The organism is Streptomyces colwelliae, assembly GCF_048158785.1.
Taxonomy (GTDB): Bacteria; Actinomycetota; Actinomycetes; order Streptomycetales; family Streptomycetaceae; genus Streptomyces.
Genome location: NZ_JBLTJC010000210.1, coordinates 1 through 18,069, shown reverse-complemented (window position 1 = coordinate 18,069; position 18,069 = coordinate 1). Strand labels below are relative to the sequence as shown.

At 70.2% G+C, this 18,069-nt stretch carries 15 protein-coding genes; 6 read left to right on the top strand and 9 right to left on the bottom strand.

Annotation, left to right across the window (positions count from 1 at the left end; all coding sequences use genetic code 11):
• Nucleotides 1–974: transcriptional regulator (locus tag ACNFOC_RS33710; RefSeq protein ID WP_416962834.1), on the bottom strand; the 974-nt coding region annotated here is incomplete at its 3' end.
• 240 nt (nt 975–1,214) lie between these two features.
• On the opposite strand from ACNFOC_RS33710, the gene ACNFOC_RS33705 reads away from it, so the two are divergent.
• The gene (locus ACNFOC_RS33705) at nt 1,215–2,021 is read left to right on the top strand and encodes a G1 family glutamic endopeptidase (protein WP_416962833.1); all 807 of its coding nucleotides are present in this window, start codon (nt 1,215–1,217) and stop codon (nt 2,019–2,021) included.
• A 166-nt stretch (nt 2,022–2,187) separates the two neighbouring features.
• Here the strand turns inward: ACNFOC_RS33705 and ACNFOC_RS33700 are convergent, their stop codons facing one another.
• Complete coding sequence (locus ACNFOC_RS33700; RefSeq protein WP_359608286.1) at nt 2,188–2,790, bottom strand: hypothetical protein; 603 nt, start codon at nt 2,788–2,790, stop codon at nt 2,188–2,190.
• Nucleotides 2,791–3,011: 221 nt separating this feature from the next.
• Between ACNFOC_RS33700 and ACNFOC_RS33695 the strand changes: the two genes are divergently transcribed.
• Entirely contained in the window at nt 3,012–5,795 is a 2,784-nt protein-coding gene (locus ACNFOC_RS33695; RefSeq protein WP_416962832.1) for a penicillin acylase family protein, read from the top strand.
• Here the strand turns inward: ACNFOC_RS33695 and ACNFOC_RS33690 are convergent.
• Together ACNFOC_RS33690 and ACNFOC_RS33685 are read right to left on the bottom strand one after the other, a co-directional pair.
• Nucleotides 5,784–7,145 carry a serine-threonine protein kinase gene (locus ACNFOC_RS33690; protein ID WP_416962831.1) on the bottom strand — a complete coding sequence of 454 codons (1,362 nt, stop codon included), beginning with the start codon at nt 7,143–7,145 and terminating at the stop codon, nt 5,784–5,786. The two genes, ACNFOC_RS33695 and ACNFOC_RS33690, sit on opposite strands and share 12 nt — an antisense overlap.
• 81 nt (nt 7,146–7,226) lie before the next feature.
• Complete coding sequence (locus tag ACNFOC_RS33685) at nt 7,227–8,447, bottom strand: exo-beta-N-acetylmuramidase NamZ family protein (RefSeq protein ID WP_416962830.1); 1,221 nt, start codon at nt 8,445–8,447, stop codon at nt 7,227–7,229.
• A 160-nt stretch (nt 8,448–8,607) separates the two neighbouring features.
• Here ACNFOC_RS33685 and ACNFOC_RS33680 point away from each other — a divergent pair, with 160 nt between their 5' ends.
• The 3 genes from ACNFOC_RS33680 to ACNFOC_RS33670 are packed head-to-tail and all read left to right on the top strand — an operon-like array spanning nt 8,608 to nt 11,671.
• Nucleotides 8,608–9,372, top strand: coding sequence for an SDR family oxidoreductase (locus tag ACNFOC_RS33680; RefSeq protein WP_398853809.1), 765 nt, complete (start codon nt 8,608–8,610; stop codon nt 9,370–9,372).
• Complete coding sequence (locus ACNFOC_RS33675) at nt 9,369–11,051, top strand: class I adenylate-forming enzyme family protein (protein WP_416962829.1); 1,683 nt, start codon at nt 9,369–9,371, stop codon at nt 11,049–11,051. Before ACNFOC_RS33680 ends, ACNFOC_RS33675 begins: the two co-directional genes overlap by 4 nt.
• A gap of 26 nt (nt 11,052–11,077) precedes the next feature.
• A complete protein-coding gene (locus ACNFOC_RS33670; protein WP_416962828.1) occupies nt 11,078–11,671 on the top strand; it encodes a TetR/AcrR family transcriptional regulator in 594 nt (197 codons plus the stop codon).
• A 7-nt stretch (nt 11,672–11,678) separates the two neighbouring features.
• Here the strand turns inward: ACNFOC_RS33670 and ACNFOC_RS33665 are convergent, their stop codons facing one another.
• Together ACNFOC_RS33665 and ACNFOC_RS33660 are read right to left on the bottom strand one after the other, a co-directional pair.
• Nucleotides 11,679–12,377: a response regulator transcription factor gene (locus ACNFOC_RS33665; RefSeq protein ID WP_416962827.1), complete on the bottom strand. Its 699-nt coding sequence runs from the start codon at nt 12,375–12,377 to the stop codon at nt 11,679–11,681.
• Nucleotides 12,374–14,368, bottom strand: a complete 1,995-nt coding sequence (locus ACNFOC_RS33660) for a sensor histidine kinase (protein ID WP_416962826.1) — start codon at nt 14,366–14,368, stop codon at nt 12,374–12,376. The genes ACNFOC_RS33665 and ACNFOC_RS33660 overlap by 4 nt, the downstream gene beginning before the upstream one ends.
• A 198-nt stretch (nt 14,369–14,566) precedes the next feature.
• On the opposite strand from ACNFOC_RS33660, the gene ACNFOC_RS33655 reads away from it, so the two are divergent.
• The gene (locus ACNFOC_RS33655; RefSeq protein WP_416962825.1) at nt 14,567–15,133 is read left to right on the top strand and encodes an LGFP repeat-containing protein; all 567 of its coding nucleotides are present in this window, start codon (nt 14,567–14,569) and stop codon (nt 15,131–15,133) included.
• An 84-nt stretch (nt 15,134–15,217) separates the two neighbouring features.
• On the opposite strand, the gene ACNFOC_RS33650 is transcribed toward ACNFOC_RS33655, so the two are convergent.
• The 3 genes from ACNFOC_RS33650 to ACNFOC_RS33640 form a co-directional block, all read right to left on the bottom strand.
• Nucleotides 15,218–16,432 (bottom strand): acyl-CoA dehydrogenase family protein, encoded by a 1,215-nt coding sequence (locus ACNFOC_RS33650; protein WP_416962824.1) that lies wholly within the window; start codon nt 16,430–16,432, stop codon nt 15,218–15,220.
• A gap of 6 nt (nt 16,433–16,438) precedes the next feature.
• Nucleotides 16,439–17,461 carry a phosphotransferase family protein gene (locus tag ACNFOC_RS33645; RefSeq protein ID WP_416962823.1) on the bottom strand — a complete coding sequence of 341 codons (1,023 nt, stop codon included), beginning with the start codon at nt 17,459–17,461 and terminating at the stop codon, nt 16,439–16,441.
• A gap of 176 nt (nt 17,462–17,637) precedes the next feature.
• Complete coding sequence (locus tag ACNFOC_RS33640; protein ID WP_416962822.1) at nt 17,638–17,934, bottom strand: hypothetical protein; 297 nt, start codon at nt 17,932–17,934, stop codon at nt 17,638–17,640.
• Between the last annotated feature and the right edge of the window lie 135 nt (nt 17,935–18,069).

The following is an 18,069-nucleotide window of genomic DNA, read 5'->3' as shown; positions in this document are numbered from 1 at the left end:
GGCCCCGCCCCCAACGCCACCGCGTGCACCGACCCCGACGCGTCCACCCGGAGCCGTTGCTCGCGTGGTCGCCCGGCGCGGGGACGGGGATCGAGGCCGTTCGTGCGGAACGAGTAACACGTGCGCGGCAACGCCTCCTTCGCGAAGCGGACCTCCAGGAGGTGTTCGCGCATCGGCACGTGGATCGTGGTCTCGGCGCGCTGCGAGTACGGGCGTGGGTCGCGATGCTCGACCGTGTAGTCGACGATCACGGTCTCGCCGCGCGCCAACGGGCGGTCGAAGAGCAACTCGGCCGCCACCAGGCCCTCTTCGGGGAGTTCCAGGACCGTGCCGAGCCGGGCCGGCGCCGCCAGGCGGAAGTGGGGCAAGGGGCCCGGCGCGTCGAGGCGGTACAGGGCGATCCAGCGGTCCGCGCCGTCCGCCTCGGCACGCAGCAGGCGGCGGCTGGTCATCGACCGCACCAGGCGATCGGCGCCCACGTCCACCCGGTTGTGGCAGCTGAGCCGGGTCAGGCTGTCGTCCCAGCGGGTGTCCAGCGCGGCGAGGGCGGCGGTGAGGTCGTGGTGGTCCGACCAGGCCCGGGCGAGATCGGGATGGTCGCCGTCCGGCGGCAGCCAACGCCCCCTCGGCCGGGGCGGGCCGAGCAGGCCGGTCAGCGCGCCGGGCGGCAGCCGTAGGACGTCTTCCAATACGGCGAGTGCTGCCAACGACCGTTCCCGTTCGGGCTGGTAGCGGCCGGACTGCCAGGAGCTGAGCGTCGCCGACGCCACCGGGGTGCCGCGGCGCAGCAGCCGGTCCTGGAGCCGGTCCAGGCTGAGGCCGCTGGCCGCGATGGCCGCGCGCAACGCCTCGTGGAACGGCATCGTCTCGGTCCCGGACGTCGCGTTCTCCGCTCCGGACCGTGCGGTCTCGGGTCTGGAGAGCGGCGCGTACTCCGGTCTGGAAGGCGGCGCGTACTCCGGTCTGGAAGTCACGTACCCCAGCTCAAGTCAGGGCAGTCGTGGGGCGGAAGACCGTTGCCCTGAAGTTTGGTCAGTCTTGCCCGGCGGTTGATCAACCTTGAACGAACCTGTGAGATTTCCCGGGTGTTGCGCCGCCAATTCCCGCAAGACTGAAGGTCTTTGTCCGTCTTGCCATGCCCATGAAGCCTCGCGGAAGCTGCTGTGCACTGCCGTCACGGCAGTGCCCCCCCACCCCTCGAATGACGGAGAGTCATGTCCGCGAGATCTTCCGCCGGGTTCGTACTCGTCACCGCCGCCGCCCTCACCGCCGCCCTCGCCACCCCCGCACTCGCGGCCGCCCCGAGCGCCGCCGCGCACACCCCGGCCCAGCTCACCCAGGCCATAGCGAGCCACGAGAGTCACACGCTGCACGGGCTCGCGAAGCCCGGCAAGGTCAACGCCACCGTCTCGTCCACCAACTGGTCCGGCTATGCGGCCACCGGCTCGACCGGCGCGTACACCTCGGTCACCTCGTCCTGGACCCAGCCCAGCGTCAGCTGCGGGTCGGCGACCACGTACTCCTCGTTCTGGGTCGGCCTCGACGGGTACAGCAACTCCGCGCTGGAGCAGACCGGTACGGAAGCAGACTGCATCGGCGGCAAGGCCACCTACGGCGCCTGGTGGGAGGTGCTGCCCGCCTCCGAGAGCGCGTACTCCGGCGTCACGGTCAAGGGCGGCGACAAGTTCACCGCGACGGTGACCTACTCCGGCTCCACCTTCACCATGACCCTCGCCGACTCCACCGAGGGCTGGACGAAGACGACCACGCACGCCGGCTCGTCCGGCTTCAAGAACGCCTCCGCCGAGGTCATCGCCGAGGCCCCCGAGGTCGGGGGCTCGGTCGCGAGCCTCGCCGACTTCGGCACTGTGAACTTCACCGGCGCCAAGGCCGACGGCAGCAACCTCGACACCTTCTCGCCGAACGAGATCGTCATGACCAAGAGCAGCAGCTCGGCCGTACGGGCCCAGCCGGGCTCGATCTCCGGCGGCAGCTTCTCCGACGTCTGGAAGGCGAGCTGACGCCTGCGGCACACCTGTTGCGCACCTGTGCGCACCGCTTGGGGGGCTGTCGACGGAACGCCGTCGGCAGCCTCCGCCGTTGCACCGGCAAGCGCAAACCGGCCGGGTCAAAAAGGGGTGCGGCATCCCCGGCGCACCCCTGGCGCCCTTCGTAGATTCGCCCGATTCAGGCCGACATCAGCAGCCGTCCGCGCCTGGCATAGGCCAGGGCCTCGGGCGTGAGCACCGGACGCGGTACGACGATGCCGCAGTCCGTGCAGACCGGGCCCGAGGAGGGTTCGTGGGCCAGGTCGTACTTCCACTGGAGGCGCTCCCCGGCGCACACCGGGCACACGGAACCCGGTTCGCGCTCCAGGGCGGCGATCAGCCGTCGCAGCACCTCGGCCAGTGGTTCATGGGGATGGAGTCGTGGGTCGTCGCACCAGGCGACGCCGAAGCCGCCCCAGGTCAGCCGGTGCCAGTCGTCCACGGTGCCCGGGCGGCGGAGCCCGTCGTGCTTCTCCTTCTTGCGGCGTTCGGCGAACCCGACCTCGTAGGCGAGCCAGACCTTGCGCGCTTCCTCCAGTTCGTCCAGTGCGGCCACGAGCCGCGCCGGGTCGGGGGAGCGGTCCTCGGGTCCGAACCCGGCCCGGGAGCTCAAGTGGTCCCAGGTCGCCCTGTGTCCATAAGGGGCGAACCGCTCAAGGCACTTGCGCAGCGAGTAGCGCCGTAGCGCCAGATCGCACCGAGGGTCTCGCACCTGTCTCGCCAGACTCCGGAAACCGGCCATCGCCCTGCACCTCCGTCACACCTGCACCTGTACTTCGGTCACCTCGGCGTCGTCGTACGGACGTCGCCGAATAGACGTATCGACAAGCGATTTGGCTCCATCCGATTTCCGATGACTTCCATAAGTCCCTTGCCCGGATCCAAAACTTGACGCATGTTCATCTTCAATCTCGGGGATACCGGCGGTAACGTCCCGCACCACCCCCGTCGGTAGGAGCTGCCATGCCACGGCGCACCCCGCGTAACTTGCTCGACAGACTGAGAACTCCCGGCAGATTCCCGGGGTTCCTGAAGACCGCATCCGTATGTGCCCTCATTGCCGCTCTTTTGTCCCCCCTTGCCCAGGGGACAGCAGTGGCCGCGACGGCGTCGAACGACTACTGCGGCGGCCAGTGCTCGGACATCCTCCCCGCCGGCGAGAACGGCAACGCCACCCTCGCCCAGATCCTCCTCAACCAGGTCTTCGGCACCCAGCCCAGCCACGCGGAGGACCAGCTCGGCCCCTACGCCAACCTGGCCACGGGCGCCTCCACGCTGACCGACGCGAAGATCAACACCTTCTTCAACGACGCGTCGTTCGGGGTCGCCGCCGACCAGATCGCCTCGACGGAGAACCCGAGCGGCCGCACCGACGTGAAGATCGTCCGAGACAAGGCGACCGGTGTGCCGCACATCACAGGCACCACGCGCTACGGCACCGAGTACGGCGCCGGCTACGCGGCGGCCGAGGACCGGCTGTGGCTGATGGACGTCTTCCGGCACGTCGGACGCGGCCAGCTCACCACCTTCGCCGGCGGCGCGGCCTCCAACCAGGGCCTTGAGCAGGAGTTCTACCGCAACGCCCCGTACACCGAGGCGGAGTTGCAGTCCCAGATCGACAACGCCGTCGCCAACAACGGCGCCCGCGGCCAGCAGGCACTCGACGACGCCAACGCCTACCTGGCCGGCATCAACGCCTACATCGACGCCTCGGACAGCGGCCGTTACTTCCCCGGCGAGTACGTCCTCACCGGCCACAAGGACTCGATCACCAACGCCGGCACGATCGACCACTTCAAGATCACCGACCTGGTCGCGCTGGCCTCCGTCATCGGCACGCTCTTCGGCTCCGGCGGCGGCGGCGAGGTCAACAACGCGATCTCCCTGCTCGCCGCCCAGCAGAAGTACGGCGTGGAGCAGGGCACCAAGGTCTGGGAGTCCTTCCGCGAACGCAACGACCCCGAAGCCGCGCTCACCCTCCACAACGGTGAGAGCTTCCCCTACGGCACCAAGCCCACCACCGCCCAGGGCGAGGCCCTGCCGGACGCCGGTTCGGTGACGACCGAGCCACTCGTCTACGACGCCACGGGCACCGGCGCCAACCAGAGCGCCGACGCCGCCTCCGCCGCGGCGACCGCGACCGCCCTCAGCTCCGCCAAGCGCGGAATGTCCAACGCCCTTGTGGTGAGCGGCAAATACACCGCGAGCGGCCACCCGATCGCCGTCTTCGGACCTCAAACCGGTTACTTCGCACCGCAGTTGCTCATGCTCCAGGAGATCCAGGGCCCGGGCATCAGCGCCCGCGGCGCCTCCTTCGCGGGACTGAGCATGTACGTCGAACTCGGCCGCGGCCAGGACTACTCGTGGTCCGCCACGACCTCCGGCCAGGACATCATCGACACGTACGCCGTCGAACTCTGCCAGGACGACTACCACTACCTCTTCCACGGCACCTGCACGGCCATGGAGGAGATCGAGCAGAAGAACTCCTGGACGCCCACCACGGCCGACGGCACCGCCGCGGGGTCGTACACCATGCGGGTCTGGAAGACCGAGTACGGACCCGTCGAGTACCGGGCGACCGTCGGCGGGAAGAAGGTCGCCTACACCACCCTGCGCTCCTCCTACATGCACGAGGCCGACTCGATCATCGGCTTCCAGATGCTCAACGACCCGGACTACGTGAAGAGTCCGGGGACCTTCCAGAGCGCCGCCCAGCACATCAACTTCACGTTCAACTGGTTCTACGCCGACTCCTCGCACACCGCGTACTACAACAGCGGCAACAACCCGGTGCGGGCCAGCGGCGTCGACACCGAGTTCCCGGTCTGGGGCCAGGCCGCCTACGAGTGGCAGAACTGGGACCCCACCACCAACACGTCCGACTACACCCCGGCCTCCGCGCACCCCAACTCCATCGACCAGGACTACTACATCTCCTGGAACAACAAACAGGCCCTCAACTACACGACAGCCAGTTGGGGCGACGGGTCCGTCCATCGCGGCAATCTCATCGACGACCGGGTGAAGAAACTCGTCGCGGCCGGCGGGGTGACCAGATCCTCGCTGGTGAAGGCGATGTCGGACGCCTCGCTCACCGATCTGCGCGCCGAGGACGTCCTGCCCGACCTGCTGAAGGTGATCAACAGCAGTACGGTCACCGACACCACCGCCGCCGCGGCCGTCACCAAGCTCCAGACCTGGCTCACCGCGGGCGGCAAACGCACGGAGACCTCGGCGGGGTCCAAGGCCTACGCCAACGCCGACGCCATCCGGATCCTGGACGCCTGGTGGCCGGCGCTGGTGAAGGCCGAGTTCCAACCCGGCCTCGGTGACACCCTCTACACCGCGTTCACCAACAACCTGTACATCGACGAGACCCCCTCGGCCGCGCACGGCCCGACCGGGTCGCACGCCGGAAGCTCCTTCCAGTACGGCTGGTGGAGCTACGTCGACAAGGACATCCGGTCGGTGCTCGGACAGACCGTGTCCGGGCCGCTGGCCCAGCAGTACTGCGGCGGCGGCAGCCTCAGCGCCTGTCGGGACATCCTGATCAGCACACTGAAGACGGCGGCCGGTGCTACCGCGGCCACGGTCTACCCCGGGGACACCCTGTGCTCGGCGGGCGACCAGTGGTGTGCCGACTCGATCGTCCAGCGGACCCTCGGCGGCATCAAGCACTACAACATCAGTTGGCAGAACCGGCCCACCTTCCAGCAAGTGGTGGAGTTCACCTCACACCGCTGACACCCGGGCGGCGGCGGGCCGGTCGATCCGGCCCGCCGCCAGCACCACCCGGGCGAGTTCGGGGTGCACGATGTCGCCGTGCGCTCCCGTCGGCGGCTCGCCGTGGCACACCACCGCACAGGCGTCGACGTTCACACAACCCGACGTCGGCAGCGGGGAGTTGATGGCCTCGGCCAGGCTCAGCGATGGGGTGCCCGGCACCCCCTGCACCCCGTCGTGGCCCATCGCGCCCCACTTGTCGCCCAGCACCCGGCCGATGTCGATGGCGGCGAACGAGCAGTCGTCGTCCGCCATCCGCGAGGCCAGCGGGTAGATCGTGCCGAGCGCCGAGTCGCAGTGCGAGTAGCAGCACACGAGTGGTCCGTCGACACGGTTCTGCTGGCCCTGAAGGACTCCGCCGGTACGCGGGTCGTCCGGCAGCCGGGCCGCGAACGCGTAGTGGGAGAAGGCCCCTTGGAGCAGCGTCACCGACTTGACCGAGCGCACCCCCTCGGGCAGACCCCGTAGCGCGAACGACACCAGACGCCCGCCGAAGCTGTGCCCCACGAGATGCACCCGCACCTCCGGCGCCACCGCCGCGAGCCGCCCGACCACCGGGCCCAGACCACGCTCGCCGACCGTGCCCGCGCGCCTCTTCATCGCGAAGTACGCCGCCTGCCGCAGCAGCTCCCGCGCACCCTTCCACGGGTTCGGCAGCGCGAACTCCGTTACGGCGCCCGGGGTTTGAGTGCCCGCGAGGTGGGCCAGCGCCTGCGCGAACTGCTCGCACACCTCGGCCGTACAGCCGACCGCGAACATCCGCGGCTCGCACTGCGGCACCCCCTCCGCCAGCGTGTCGGCGCCGAACAACGCCTGCGGTCCCGGCGGCACCACCTCCACGAGCGTCCGCACCAGCCGCCCGAACTCCTCCAACTCGGCATCCTGGGGCGGCTGTTGGTCCAGCATCCGGGCGATCTGGTCGATCACCGGCGCCTTGCCGGGGAAGGCGTCGAGGAGCGCGTGCCGGGTGTCGGCGTCGAGTGCGGGCCGCGTCAACTCGGTTACGGCCGTTGATGACCGGGGGAAATCCGGAATCGGCTGGTCCGGGAACTCCATGGATGGCCAGATCACGCCCACGTACCCGATCCTCGCCTTCGGCGCGAGGCGCGGAACCGGGGCGAAGAAGCGGCTGTAGAGCCGGGTCGCGCCGGCGCGCTGGTTGTTCCACCCGTGCGAGAAGACGATCAGGTCACCGACCCCGCGCTGCCGTACCTCGCGCAGCAGCCGGTCGCGTTCTCCCTGTTCGACGTCTCCGTCGGCGTCGAAGGTCAACTCCCAGTAAGGGCTCACACTCATCGCCGGATCCGCCATGACCGGCCTCCTCGTCCCCCGTAGTGGTGCGATGTGGGCGCATCGTCCCGCTACCGGTGAAGATTGGCCATACGTCACGAGTCACTTGTAGAGGAGGTATTCAGTTCGAACCCGCCGGAAGGCCCTCAACTCCTCCCGCCAGCCCGCCACCACCTCGTCCGTGCCCGCGCCCGCGTCGATCGCCGTCCGCACCCGGGCGGACCCGGTGAGCTTGTCGATCCAGTTGTCGGACCGCCAACTGAAGCCACTCCAGACCTTCTTGGCGGTCACCAGCAGCGCGATCCCGGTGCGCACGGGGTCGTACGCGGCCCGGTCGTGGATGTGGATCTGGACCCCGCCGACGGTCTTGCCCTGGAACTTGGAGAAGGTGGGCGCGAAGTACGCCTCCCTGAAGTGCACACCGGGCAGCCCGAGTTGATTCACCGCGGCCGCCCAGCGCCCGTCGATCCCTTCCGCGCCGAGCAGTTCGAAGGGCCGGGTGGTGCCGCGCCCCTCGGACAGGTTCGTGCCCTCGAAGAGACACGTCCCCGAGTACACGAGCGCGGTGTCCGGCGTCGGCATGTTGGGGCTGGGCGGTACCCAGGGCAGTGACCAGGCGTCGTAGAAATCCGACCGCTTCCAGCCCGTCATCAGTACGGTCTCCAGGGGGACGGGCGTGGTCAGGAACTCCCCGTTGAACAACCGGGCCAGCTCGGCGACCGTCATGCCGTGCGCCTGCGCGATCGGCTGCCGGCCGACGAAGGTCGCGAACTCCCTGTGCAGGACCGGGCCTTGGGTGCCGCGGCCGGTCACCGGGTTGGGGCGGTCGAGTACGACGAAGCGTTTGCCGGCGACCTGGGCCGCCTCCATGCAGTCGTACAGGGTCCAGATGTAGGTGTAGAAGCGGGCGCCTACGTCCTGGATGTCGAAGACGATGGTGTCCACGGCGGCGGTCCTGAAGATGTCGGCGAGTGGCTGACCGCTCTTCAAGTACGTGTCGTAGACCGGGAGTTTGGTTGCCGGGTCGGTGTAGTAGCCCTCGGAGCCGCCGGCCTGCGCGGTGCCTCGGAAGCCGTGTTCTGGGCCGAAGACCGCGGTGAGGTTCACGTGGGGGCTGGCGTGCATCACGTCGACGATGTGGTGGGCGTCTCTTGTGATGCCGGTGGGGTTGGTGACGATGCCGATTCGCTGGCCGCTGAGCTGGGTGTAGTCATGTGCGGCTAGCTGCTCGAAGCCGGTGCGTAGTGTGCGGGGTTTGGTGGTTGTCGGAGTGAGGGTTGCCGCCGGGGTTGCTGCCAGGAGGGTTCTTCTGGTGAGGGGCATGCGGGCACCGTAAGTGCTGCCGCAGGTAGTTCGTAGGGTGCGACTCGGTCGTGGTTGCTCGCGCCGTTCCCCGCGCCCCTTAAGGGCAATCCGCTCTTCCGGTGTTACATACCGACCGGTTAGTCTGGGCTTGCAGTGGAGCCGCAGTCGAAGGAGACCGATGGTGGAAGCCGTTCAGGGTGCCGGGGTAGTCGTCACGGGGGCTGGGGGTGGCATCGGGGCTGCGCTTGCGCGGCGGTTCGCTGCCGAAGGGGCCCGGGTCGTCGTCAATGACCTGGACGGTGATCGTGCGAAAGCCGTCGCCGATGAGATCGGGGCCATCGCCGTACCCGGGGATGCCTCCGCCGTCGTCGGTGCGGCCCGGGACGCTCTCGGCGGGACCGTCGACATCTACTGCGCCAACGCCGGGGTCGGATCCGGTGGGTCGGAGGCGGCCGGGGAGGACGTCTGGGCGCTGGCCTGGGATGTCAACGTCATGGCTCATGTGCGGGCCGCCGAGGCGTTGATCCCGGGGTGGCTGGAGCGGGGCGGCGGGCGGTTCGTGTCCACCGTGTCCGCGGCCGGGCTGCTCACCATGATCGGGGCCGCGCCCTACAGCGTCACCAAGCACGGTGCGTACGCCTTCGCCGAGTGGCTGTCCCTGACGTACCGGCACCGGGGGATCAAGGTCCACGCGATCTGTCCGCAGGGTGTGCGTACCGACATGCTGGCCGCCACCGGCAGCGCGGGTGACCTGGTGCTTCAGCCGACGGCCATTGAGCCCGATGTCGTTGCCGATGCGCTGATGAAGGGGATCGCGGAGGATCGGTTCCTGGTTCTGCCGCATCCTGAGGTCGCCGGGTACTACCAGGCCCGGGCCACCGAACCGGATCGCTGGCTGACCACCATGAACCACATTCAGCAGAAGTGGGAGGCCGGGGAATGACCGACTCCCTGTACGCCGCCAAGCCCTGGCTGGGGCTGCTCAACGAGGCGCAGAAGGCCCCGATCAGCCCCCCGGACTCCCTGGTGCACGCCTTCCGCGCGGTCGCCGCAGAGCACCCGGACCGCGTCGCGATCGCCTACTTCGACGGGCGGCTCAGTTACCGCGAGGTCGACGAGCTGAGCGACTCCGTCGCCGGATATCTGGCCGCGCGGGGGCTGGAGCGCGGTGACCGGGTCGCGATCCTGCTACAGAACTCGCCGCACTTCGTGCTCGCCCTGCTCGGTGCCTGGAAGGCCGGCGCGATCGTCGTCCCCGTCAACCCGATGTACAAGTCGGGTGAGGTCACCCATGTCCTGCGGGACGGCGAGGTGACCGCGCTGATCTGCTCCGACCGGGCCTGGGAGTCGTATCTGCGCGAGACGGTCGCCGCGGTCGCGGAGAGCGGCTCGCCGGTGCCGATCGTGCTCACCGGGTGCGAGTTGGATTTCCAAACCCGCAACGACGCGCGCGTGCTCACCTTCGAGCGGCTCCCGCAGGCCGAGGACGCCGACGACCTGGTGGCCGTCGCGCGGCAGGGGAACCCGGCGCCCGAGGGTCGCGACTTCGGTCCGTCCGACATCGCGCTCATCAGCTACACCTCGGGTACCAGCGGCGCCCCCAAGGGGGCCACCAACACCCACGGCAACATCATGAGCAACGCGGAACGGCAGCGGACGGGCCTGCGGTTGCCCGAGGCCCCCGTCTACTTCGCGATGGCTCCGCTGTTCCACATCACCGGGATGGTCTGCGAACTCGGCGCGTGCCTCAACAGCGCGGGCCTGCTCGTCCTCGCGTACCGCTTCGAGGCGGGCGTCGTCCTCGACGCGTTCGTCGAACACCGGCCCGCCTACACCGTCGGCCCCTCGACGGCCTTCATGGCGCTGGCCGCGCACCCGGCGGTCACACCCGACCACTTCTCGTCCTTCGTGAACATCTCCTCCGGCGGAGCGCCCCTGCCGCCCGCCCTGGTGGAGAAGTTCCGGGCCGGCTTCGGGCCGTATATCCGCAACGGCTACGGCCTCACCGAGTGCACCGCGCCCTGCGCGTCCGTGCCGCAGGACCTGGAAGCGCCCGTCGACCCGGTCTCCGGGACGCTGGCCGTCGGCGCGCCGGGGCCGAACACCGTCGTACGGATCGTCGACGACCAGGGCGAGGAGGTTCCGTTCGGGGAGCAGGGCGAGATCCTGGTGCGCGGGCCGCAGGTCGTGCCCGGGTACTGGCGGCGGCCCGAGGCCACCGCCGAGACCTTCCCGGACGGCGAGCTGCGCACCGGTGACATCGGGTTCATGGACCCGCAGGGCTGGCTGTACGTCGTCGACCGCAAGAAGGACATGATCAACGCGTCCGGCTTCAAGGTGTGGCCGCGCGAGGTCGAGGACGTGCTGTACACCCACCCGGCGGTGCGCGAGGCGGCCGTGGTCGGGGTGCCCGACGGGTACCGGGGCGAGACCGTGAAGGCGTACATCAGTCTCCGTCCGGGCGCCGAAACCGACCCCGATGAATTCGCCGTGTACTGCAAGGAGAGACTGGCCGCCTACAAATACCCCCGCCAGGTGGAGATCCTGCCCGACCTGCCGAAGACGGCAAGTGGGAAGATCCTCCGGCGGGAACTGCGTTCCCGGTCGCACGACAGCGAGTGAACAGCCAGAAAAGGCAGGTGGCGGCAGTGCCCAGGACGACCGACGGAGACGGGGCCCCCGTCCCGCAGCGGCTCCTCGCCGCCGCCACCAGGCTTTTCGCCGAGCAGGGCTACGACCGAACCTCGGTGCAGGAGATCGTCGAGGCCGCAGGCGTCACCAAGGGGGCGCTGTACCACTACTTCGGCTCCAAGGACGATCTCCTGCACGAGGTGTACGCGCGCGTGCTGCGCGTCCAGCAGGAACGCCTGGAGGTGTTCGCGACCGCCGACGAGCCGGTCGAGAAGCGGCTGCGCGCCGCCGCCGCGGACGTCGTCGTGACGACGATCGACAACCTCGACGACGCGTCGATCTTCTTCCGCTCCATGCACCACCTCAGCCCGGAGAAGAACAAGCAGGTGCGTGCCGAGCGCCGGCGCTACCACGAGCGCTTCCGCGGGCTCGTCGAGGAGGGCCAGCGCGAAGGCGTCTTCTCCACGGCGACCCCGGCCGACCTCGTCGTGGACTACCACTTCGGCTCGGTCCACCACCTGTCGACCTGGTACCGCCCCGGCGGCCCCCTCACGCCCCAGCAGGTCGCCGACCACCTGGCGGACCTGCTGCTGCGCGCGCTGCGGCCGTAACACGCCCTCACGCGTCCGGTGGGGGGACGAGCCCCGCCTCCCGGGCCCAGGCCGCCGCCTGCGCGCGGTCCGTGACGCCCAGCTTGGCCAGGACCGCCGACATGTGGTTGCTGACCGTCTTCGGGGACAGGCCCAGGCGGGTCGCCACGACCGAGTTGGGCCGGCCGTCGGCGATCAGAGCGAGGACGTCCCGTTCGCGCGGGGTGAGTGTCGGGCACGGGTCGGGGCGGTCCGGGGGTCTGCTCAGGTGGCCCAGCACGCGCCTCGCGACACCGGGGCCGAAGATGGCCTCGCCCGCGGCCACCGCCCGGATCGCCCGGACGATCTCGTCCTGGCCCGCGCCCTTGAGGACATAGCCCAGAGCGCCCGCCCGCATCGCGGCGAACACCGAGTCGTCCTCCTCGACCATGGTGAGCATCAGCACGGCCACCCGGGGTGCCACCCGGCCGATCTCCCGGGTCGCCTCGATGCCGTTGAGGTCGGGCATCCGGATGTCCATCACCATCACGTGCGGGCGCAGGGTCACCGCCGCCCGTACCGCCTCCCGCCCGCTCGCGGCGACCCCGACGACACGCACGCGCGGAGTCCCGTCCCGCATCGACTCCAGGAGCGCGGCCAGCCCGGTACGGACCACCGGGTGGTCGTCGGCGAGGACGACCCGCAGCGCGTCCCCGTCGTCCTCACCCCCAGGTTCCAGCCCCGTCACAGCGCCTCTCCCAACGGCAGCGTCGCCACCACCCGCCCCTGTCCCGCCACACACCGGCCGCCCAGCTCCGCCGCGCGCTCCTGCATCGACGTGATGCCCACGCCCGGTGTCCACGCGGTCTCCTCGTCCGCCGGCGAACCGTCGTCGCACACCTCCAGGCGCAGCCCGTCGCCGATCTCGATGTGCAGGTCCACGTGGGAGGCCCGGGCGTGCCGGGCCGCGTTGGTCAGCGCCTCGATCGCGATGCGGTACGCGGCCACCTCGACGGCGGCGGGCAGCGCCGGCAACCGCTCCGGCGCCCGGACCCGCACCTGGATCTCGGTGCCGTCCGCCCGCCAGGACAGCCGCACCGCACGCTCCCGCAACGCGCCCAGCAGCCCCAACTGGTCCAAATCCGGCGGCCGTAGCCCGTCCACCAGGCGGCGCACCTCGGCGACCGCGCCCCCGACCTCGGACCGCAGCTCGGTGAGCAGCGCCGCCGCCCGCTCCGGGTCGAACGTGAGCAGATTGCGTACGGCGTCGGCCTGGAAGGCGGCTCCGGCGAGGGTGGGCCCGAGCCCGTCGTGCAGGTCGCGGCGGATCCGGCGACGTTCCTCCTCGCGTGCGGCGACGATCCGTTCGCGGGAGTGCTGGAGTTGGCGGGTGAGGTCGGTGGCGTGCAGTGCGGCGGCCAGGGGTACGGCGAACAGCTCCAGGACCGCCAAGTCGGCGGTGTCGGGGTGCTGTTCGCCGGGGCGCAGCCCGATCACCAGTGCGCCGACCGTGCGGCCGTCGTAGTCGAGCGGTATGGCGTGGATGTGTTCCCCGGGCTCGCCCCAACTCCCGTCCGTCACCCCGGATTTCGACTCCACGCACACGTACGGCAGCCGCAGCGCCTCGCCCACCGCCTCCGGGACCGCGCCGACGCCGGTGCCGGCCAGCCGTTCGCCGATGCGGGAGACCGCGCGCACCGGGTCGTGCCGGTCGCCGTACAGGGCGCGGTCGACCATGCGCTGGAGGAGGCGGCGGGCGGGTTCGAAGGCGGCGGCGAGGGTGACGGTGACCAGGGCCGGGCCGAGCAGCGTGGGATCGGGGTTGAGGAGGGCCTGGACGAAGGTGACGAGGCCGACGTAGGCGACGGCCACGCCGACCGTGAGCGCGCCGTAGAGCAGGCTGCGGGAGACGACGAGGCGGATGTCGAGCAACTCCTCGCGGACCACGGCGATCATGATGGCGGTCGGCAGGAACAGGGTGCAGCACGAGGTGTAGACCGCCGGGAAGCCGAGGATCTGGAGGACCACGCTCAACGCCAGCGGCAGCATTCCCGCGATCAGCCACAGCAGCCGGCGGCGGTCCTGCTCCCCGCCGCGCCGGTAGCGGACGGACATGACCGCGAACACGGCGGCCAGCACCAGGCAGGCCTTGGCGGTCTCGAGGTCGCGCAGGGCGGGCATCCAGCTGTCCGGCACCGGGAGGTAGGACGGCTGGGCCGGTGTGCCGCGGAACAGTCCCCAGTCGTCCCGCGCCCAGATCGCGAAGTCGAGCGGGGAGGACAGGAGTTGGGCGACCAGGGCCCAGCGCCAGCGGCGGTCGGGCAGCCGGCCGTCGGGGAACAGGAAGAACACGAGCACGAACGCCGTGGAGCTGCCGAGGATCCAGGTGTGGCGGCCGACGGTGGTGAGCGCGTGCAGCAACTCCGGGGACCAGCCCAGCCGTAGCCCCTGCACGGCCAGCCCGATCGACATCCCCGTGAACGCGTGGCCCAGCCCGTAGGCGATCAGCAGCCAGCCGATGGGATTGCGCGGCCGGTGCAGCGCGATCACCGTGCCGCAGACCGGGTAGGCGAGACCGACCGCCAGGTCGACGACCATGTCGTAGCGGATCACGTCCGCCGCGGAGACCCCGGCCGCCGCCAACGCGACCGCGCCTGCGGCCACTTGGAGGGCCGCCAGCCCCAGCAGTACGTACGCCGTCGCCGTACGTGGCCGGGTGCGCCCGTCGCGGTCGTCCATGCGTCCCATCGTGGGGGCGCGGCGCCCGGGTGTCCCGGGAACGCTTCCCGGTCCACCCGGGAGAGGTGCCCGGCGCCGCCCGAGGGCTTCCCCTCAACTTCCGGACCCCGTTGCCGTGATGCTCGTAGCAGCGGAACGGCGGGCACACCGCCGGACCGGTCGACAGGAACCAACGCAGGAATCAACGGGGGAAACACCATGCTGTCAACGAAGCGGCGCCTCACCGGCGTTGTCCTGGGCTCCCTGCTCGCTCTCGGCGGCACGGCGACGGTGCCGGCCGCCGCGCAGACACCGGCGCGGGCCGCGTGCTCCATCCCGGTCAACGAGTCCCACATCAACCAGCGTTGGAACGCCCTCGGCGGAGCCAGTGGCTGGCTGGGCTGCCCGACCAGCGGCACCAGGGACGTGTACCTGGGCAACGTGTACGCCGGGAAGCGCCAGTACTTCGCCTACGGCACCGCCACCTGGTCGCCGCGCCAAGGCTCGAACATGGTCGTCGCCGCGTGGGAGGACCGCGGCTACGCCTACTTCAACTGGGGCACGACGGCCCCGGAGCACCGCTACGACAGGTTCCTGGTCCGCTGGGCGAGCGCCTCCGACCCCGGGGGCACCCAGCGCGAGTTCGGCGGCGGGACGTCCGGGCGGATCCGGGTGCAGGAGCGGAACACCGGCGCCTACGTCTTCACCGTCGAGGGCTGCGACGTCGGCACCTTCGGCCACACCTGCCGCCAGGGCTGGACGCTGAAGGCGAGCACGCCCAACTGACCATCCGCCTCGGGGGAACAGGGCTGGAGGGGTGCGCACACCGGGTACGTATACCGGGTGCACGCCCCTCCAACTCCTCGTGTACTACAGGTACTTCTTCAACTCCCGCCGCGCCAGCGACCGTTGGTGCACCTCGTCCGGGCCGTCGGCCAGCATCAGGGTGCGGGCGCTCGCGTACAGCTCGGCCAACGGGAAGTCCTGGCTCACGCCGCCCGCGCCGTGCAGCTGGATCGCCTTGTCGAGGATGCCGACGACCGTGCGGGGCGTGGCGATCTTGATGGCCTGGATCTCCGCGTGGGCGCCCTTGTTGCCGACCGTGTCCATCATCCAGGCCGTCTTCAGGACCAGCAGCCGCAGTTGCTCCACGGCGACCCGCGCGTCCGCGATCCAGTTGTGGACGACGCCCTGCTGGGCCAGCGCCTTGCCGAACGCGACGCGGGAGACGGCCCGTTGGCACATCAGCTCGATCGCCCGCTCGGCCATGCCGATCAGCCGCATGCAGTGGTGGATACGGCCCGGACCGAGCCGCGCCTGGGCGATCGCGAAGCCGCCGCCCTCCTCGCCGATCAGGTTGGTCACCGGCACGCGCGCGTGGTCGAAGACCACCTCGGCGTGGCCGCCGTGGGAGTGGTCCTCGTAGCCGAAGACCTGCATCGCGCGCTTGACCGTGACGCCCGGGGTGTCGCGGGGGACGAGGATCATGGACTGCTGGCGGCGGATGTCGGCGCCGTCCGGGTCCGTCTTGCCCATCACGATGAAGATCTTGCAGTCCGGGTTCATCGCCCCGGAGATGTACCACTTGCGGCCCGTGATGACGTAGTCGTCGCCGTCCCGCTCGATGAGGGTGGTGATGTTCGTGGCGTCCGAGGAGGCGACCTCGGGCTCCGTCATCGCGAACGCCGAGCGGATCTCGCCTGCCAGCAGCGGCTCCAGCCATTGTTTCTTCTGCTGCTCGTCGCCGAACTGGTAGAGGACTTCCATGTTGCCGGTGTCCGGTGCCGCGCAGTTCAGCGCGGTGGGCGCCAAGTGCGGGGAGCGGCCGGTGATTTCGGCAAGTGGGGCGTACTGGAGGTTGGTCAGGCCGCCGCCGTACTCGGCGTCGGGCAGGAAGAGGTTCCACAGGCCCTGCCTGCGGGCCTCCGCCTTCAACTCCCCTACCACGGCGGGGGTGTCCCAGGGGGAGGCGAGCTGGGCGCGCTGGTCTTCGGCCACGGCTTCGGCCGGATATACGTACTCGTCCATGAAGGCCAGGAGCTTGGCGCGCAGTTCCTCGGTGTGTGCGTCGAACGCGAAGTCCATGGTGGATCAGCCCTCCTGAAGGGTGGTCAGGCCGTGCTCGATGAAGACGGGAACCAGCTCGCCGATGCGGTCGAAGCCGCGGCCGACCGTCTGGCCCAGGGTGTAGCGGTAGTGGATGCCCTCCAGGATCACGGCGAGCTTGAACCACGCGAACGCCGTGTACCAGGCGACCGACGAGACGTCGCGCCCCGAGCGCGCGGCGTACCGCTCGATCAGCTCGGCCGGTGCGGGGTGGCCGGGGGCCGAAGCGGTCGTGGAAATGGGGGAGTTGGGCAGTTCCAGCGGGATGCTGTACATGACCAGGAGGCCCAGGTCGGTGAGCGGGTCGCCGAGGGTGGACATCTCCCAGTCGAGGATCGCCTTGATCGTGTCGTCCTCGCCGATCAGCACGTTGTCGAGGCGGTAGTCGCCGTGTACGACGGCCGGGGCGGGGGAGTCGGGGAGGTGGCGGCCGAGGGCCGCGTGCAACTCCTCGACGCCTGCCAGCTCGCGGTTGCGGGACGCGTCCAACTGCTTGCCCCAGCGGCGCAGTTGGCGGTCCAGGAAACCCTCGGGGCGGCCGAAGTCCGCGAGGCCCACCTCGGCGGGATCCACCGCGTGCAACTCGACCAGCGTGTCGACCAGTTCGAGCACCGCGCCCCTGGTGCGCTCGGGGCCGATCGGGGTGAGCTCGTCGGCGGTGCGGTACGGCGTGCCCTCGACGAACTCCATGACGTAGAACGGCGCCCCGAGCACCTCGTCGTCCTCGCACAGGAGGACGGGTTTCGGCACCGGCACGTTCGTCGGGTGCAGGGCGCTGATCACGCGGTGCTCGCGCCTCATGTCGTGGGCGGTGGCCAGTACATGGCCGAGCGGGGGTCGCCGTACGACCCACTTCGTGGTGGAGTCGGTGACCGCGTAGGTGAGGTTCGACCGTCCGCCCTCGATCAGCCGGCCGGACAGGGCGCCGGTCACCAGACCGGGCCGCTCGCGGTCGAGCAGACCGCGCAGCCGGTCGAGATCGAGTCCGGGCGGGTGGTCGGGGCTCATACATCACTCCTACGAACGGAGGAACAGGTCTCCGCCCATCATGCCGACCGGTCGGTATGTCGTCCAGTGGGGGAGCGAAACGTGATCGGGGCCACGATATGCCGACAGCTCCCCGCGCCGGGCGACGGGGAGCTGTGCGTCGGTGATTCCAGGCCGTTCCCGGCCGTGGGTGTGGCTCAGTGGTCGTCCCAGTGGCCGTCGTGCAGGGCGTGGCGGTGGCCGTCGTGCACGTAGTCGACGTGGTCGCCGTGCAGGACGCTCTCGTGCCCGCAGTCCTGGCCGTGCCGGTGCGCGTGCTCCTGGTGGGCGACGTGGCCGCCGGGCTCGCACTCGTCCCAGTGGCCGCCGTGCTCGCGGTGCAGGTGGCCGTCGTGCGCGTAGTCGACGTGGTCGCCGTGCGGCACCGCGGCGTGTCCGCAGTCCGGGCCGTGCGTGTGGGCGTGGGAGGAGTGCTCCAGGTGAAGGGTGGTCATGGTGCTCACCTTCGGAAGTGCGGGCTGTGACGACGGACAGGCTGCCACGCGAAAGGTTCATATCGGGTGATCCGGGGTGCGTGGCGCCCGCGGGTGTGTGGGTGTCTCTTAGACGCATCTGACGCTGCCGAAGAG

Bases quoted from the DNA above. Each gene is read 5' to 3' on its own strand.
- ACNFOC_RS33705 (WP_416962833.1), top strand. From the start codon at position 1,215: ATGTCCGCGAGATCTTCCGCCGGGTTCGTACTCGTCACCGCCGCCGCC.
- ACNFOC_RS33700 (WP_359608286.1), bottom strand. From the start codon at position 2,790: ATGGCCGGTTTCCGGAGTCTGGCGAGACAGGTGCGAGACCCTCGGTGC.
- ACNFOC_RS33695 (WP_416962832.1), top strand. From the start codon at position 3,012: ATGCCACGGCGCACCCCGCGTAACTTGCTCGACAGACTGAGAACTCCC.
- ACNFOC_RS33690 (WP_416962831.1), bottom strand. From the start codon at position 7,145: ATGGCGGATCCGGCGATGAGTGTGAGCCCTTACTGGGAGTTGACCTTC.
- ACNFOC_RS33685 (WP_416962830.1), bottom strand. From the start codon at position 8,447: ATGCCCCTCACCAGAAGAACCCTCCTGGCAGCAACCCCGGCGGCAACC.
- ACNFOC_RS33680 (WP_398853809.1), top strand. From the start codon at position 8,608: ATGGTGGAAGCCGTTCAGGGTGCCGGGGTAGTCGTCACGGGGGCTGGG.
- ACNFOC_RS33675 (WP_416962829.1), top strand. From the start codon at position 9,369: ATGACCGACTCCCTGTACGCCGCCAAGCCCTGGCTGGGGCTGCTCAAC.
- ACNFOC_RS33660 (WP_416962826.1), bottom strand. From the start codon at position 14,368: ATGGACGACCGCGACGGGCGCACCCGGCCACGTACGGCGACGGCGTAC.
- ACNFOC_RS33655 (WP_416962825.1), top strand. From the start codon at position 14,567: ATGCTGTCAACGAAGCGGCGCCTCACCGGCGTTGTCCTGGGCTCCCTG.
- ACNFOC_RS33650 (WP_416962824.1), bottom strand. From the start codon at position 16,432: ATGGACTTCGCGTTCGACGCACACACCGAGGAACTGCGCGCCAAGCTC.
- ACNFOC_RS33645 (WP_416962823.1), bottom strand. From the start codon at position 17,461: ATGAGCCCCGACCACCCGCCCGGACTCGATCTCGACCGGCTGCGCGGT.
- ACNFOC_RS33640 (WP_416962822.1), bottom strand. From the start codon at position 17,934: ATGACCACCCTTCACCTGGAGCACTCCTCCCACGCCCACACGCACGGC.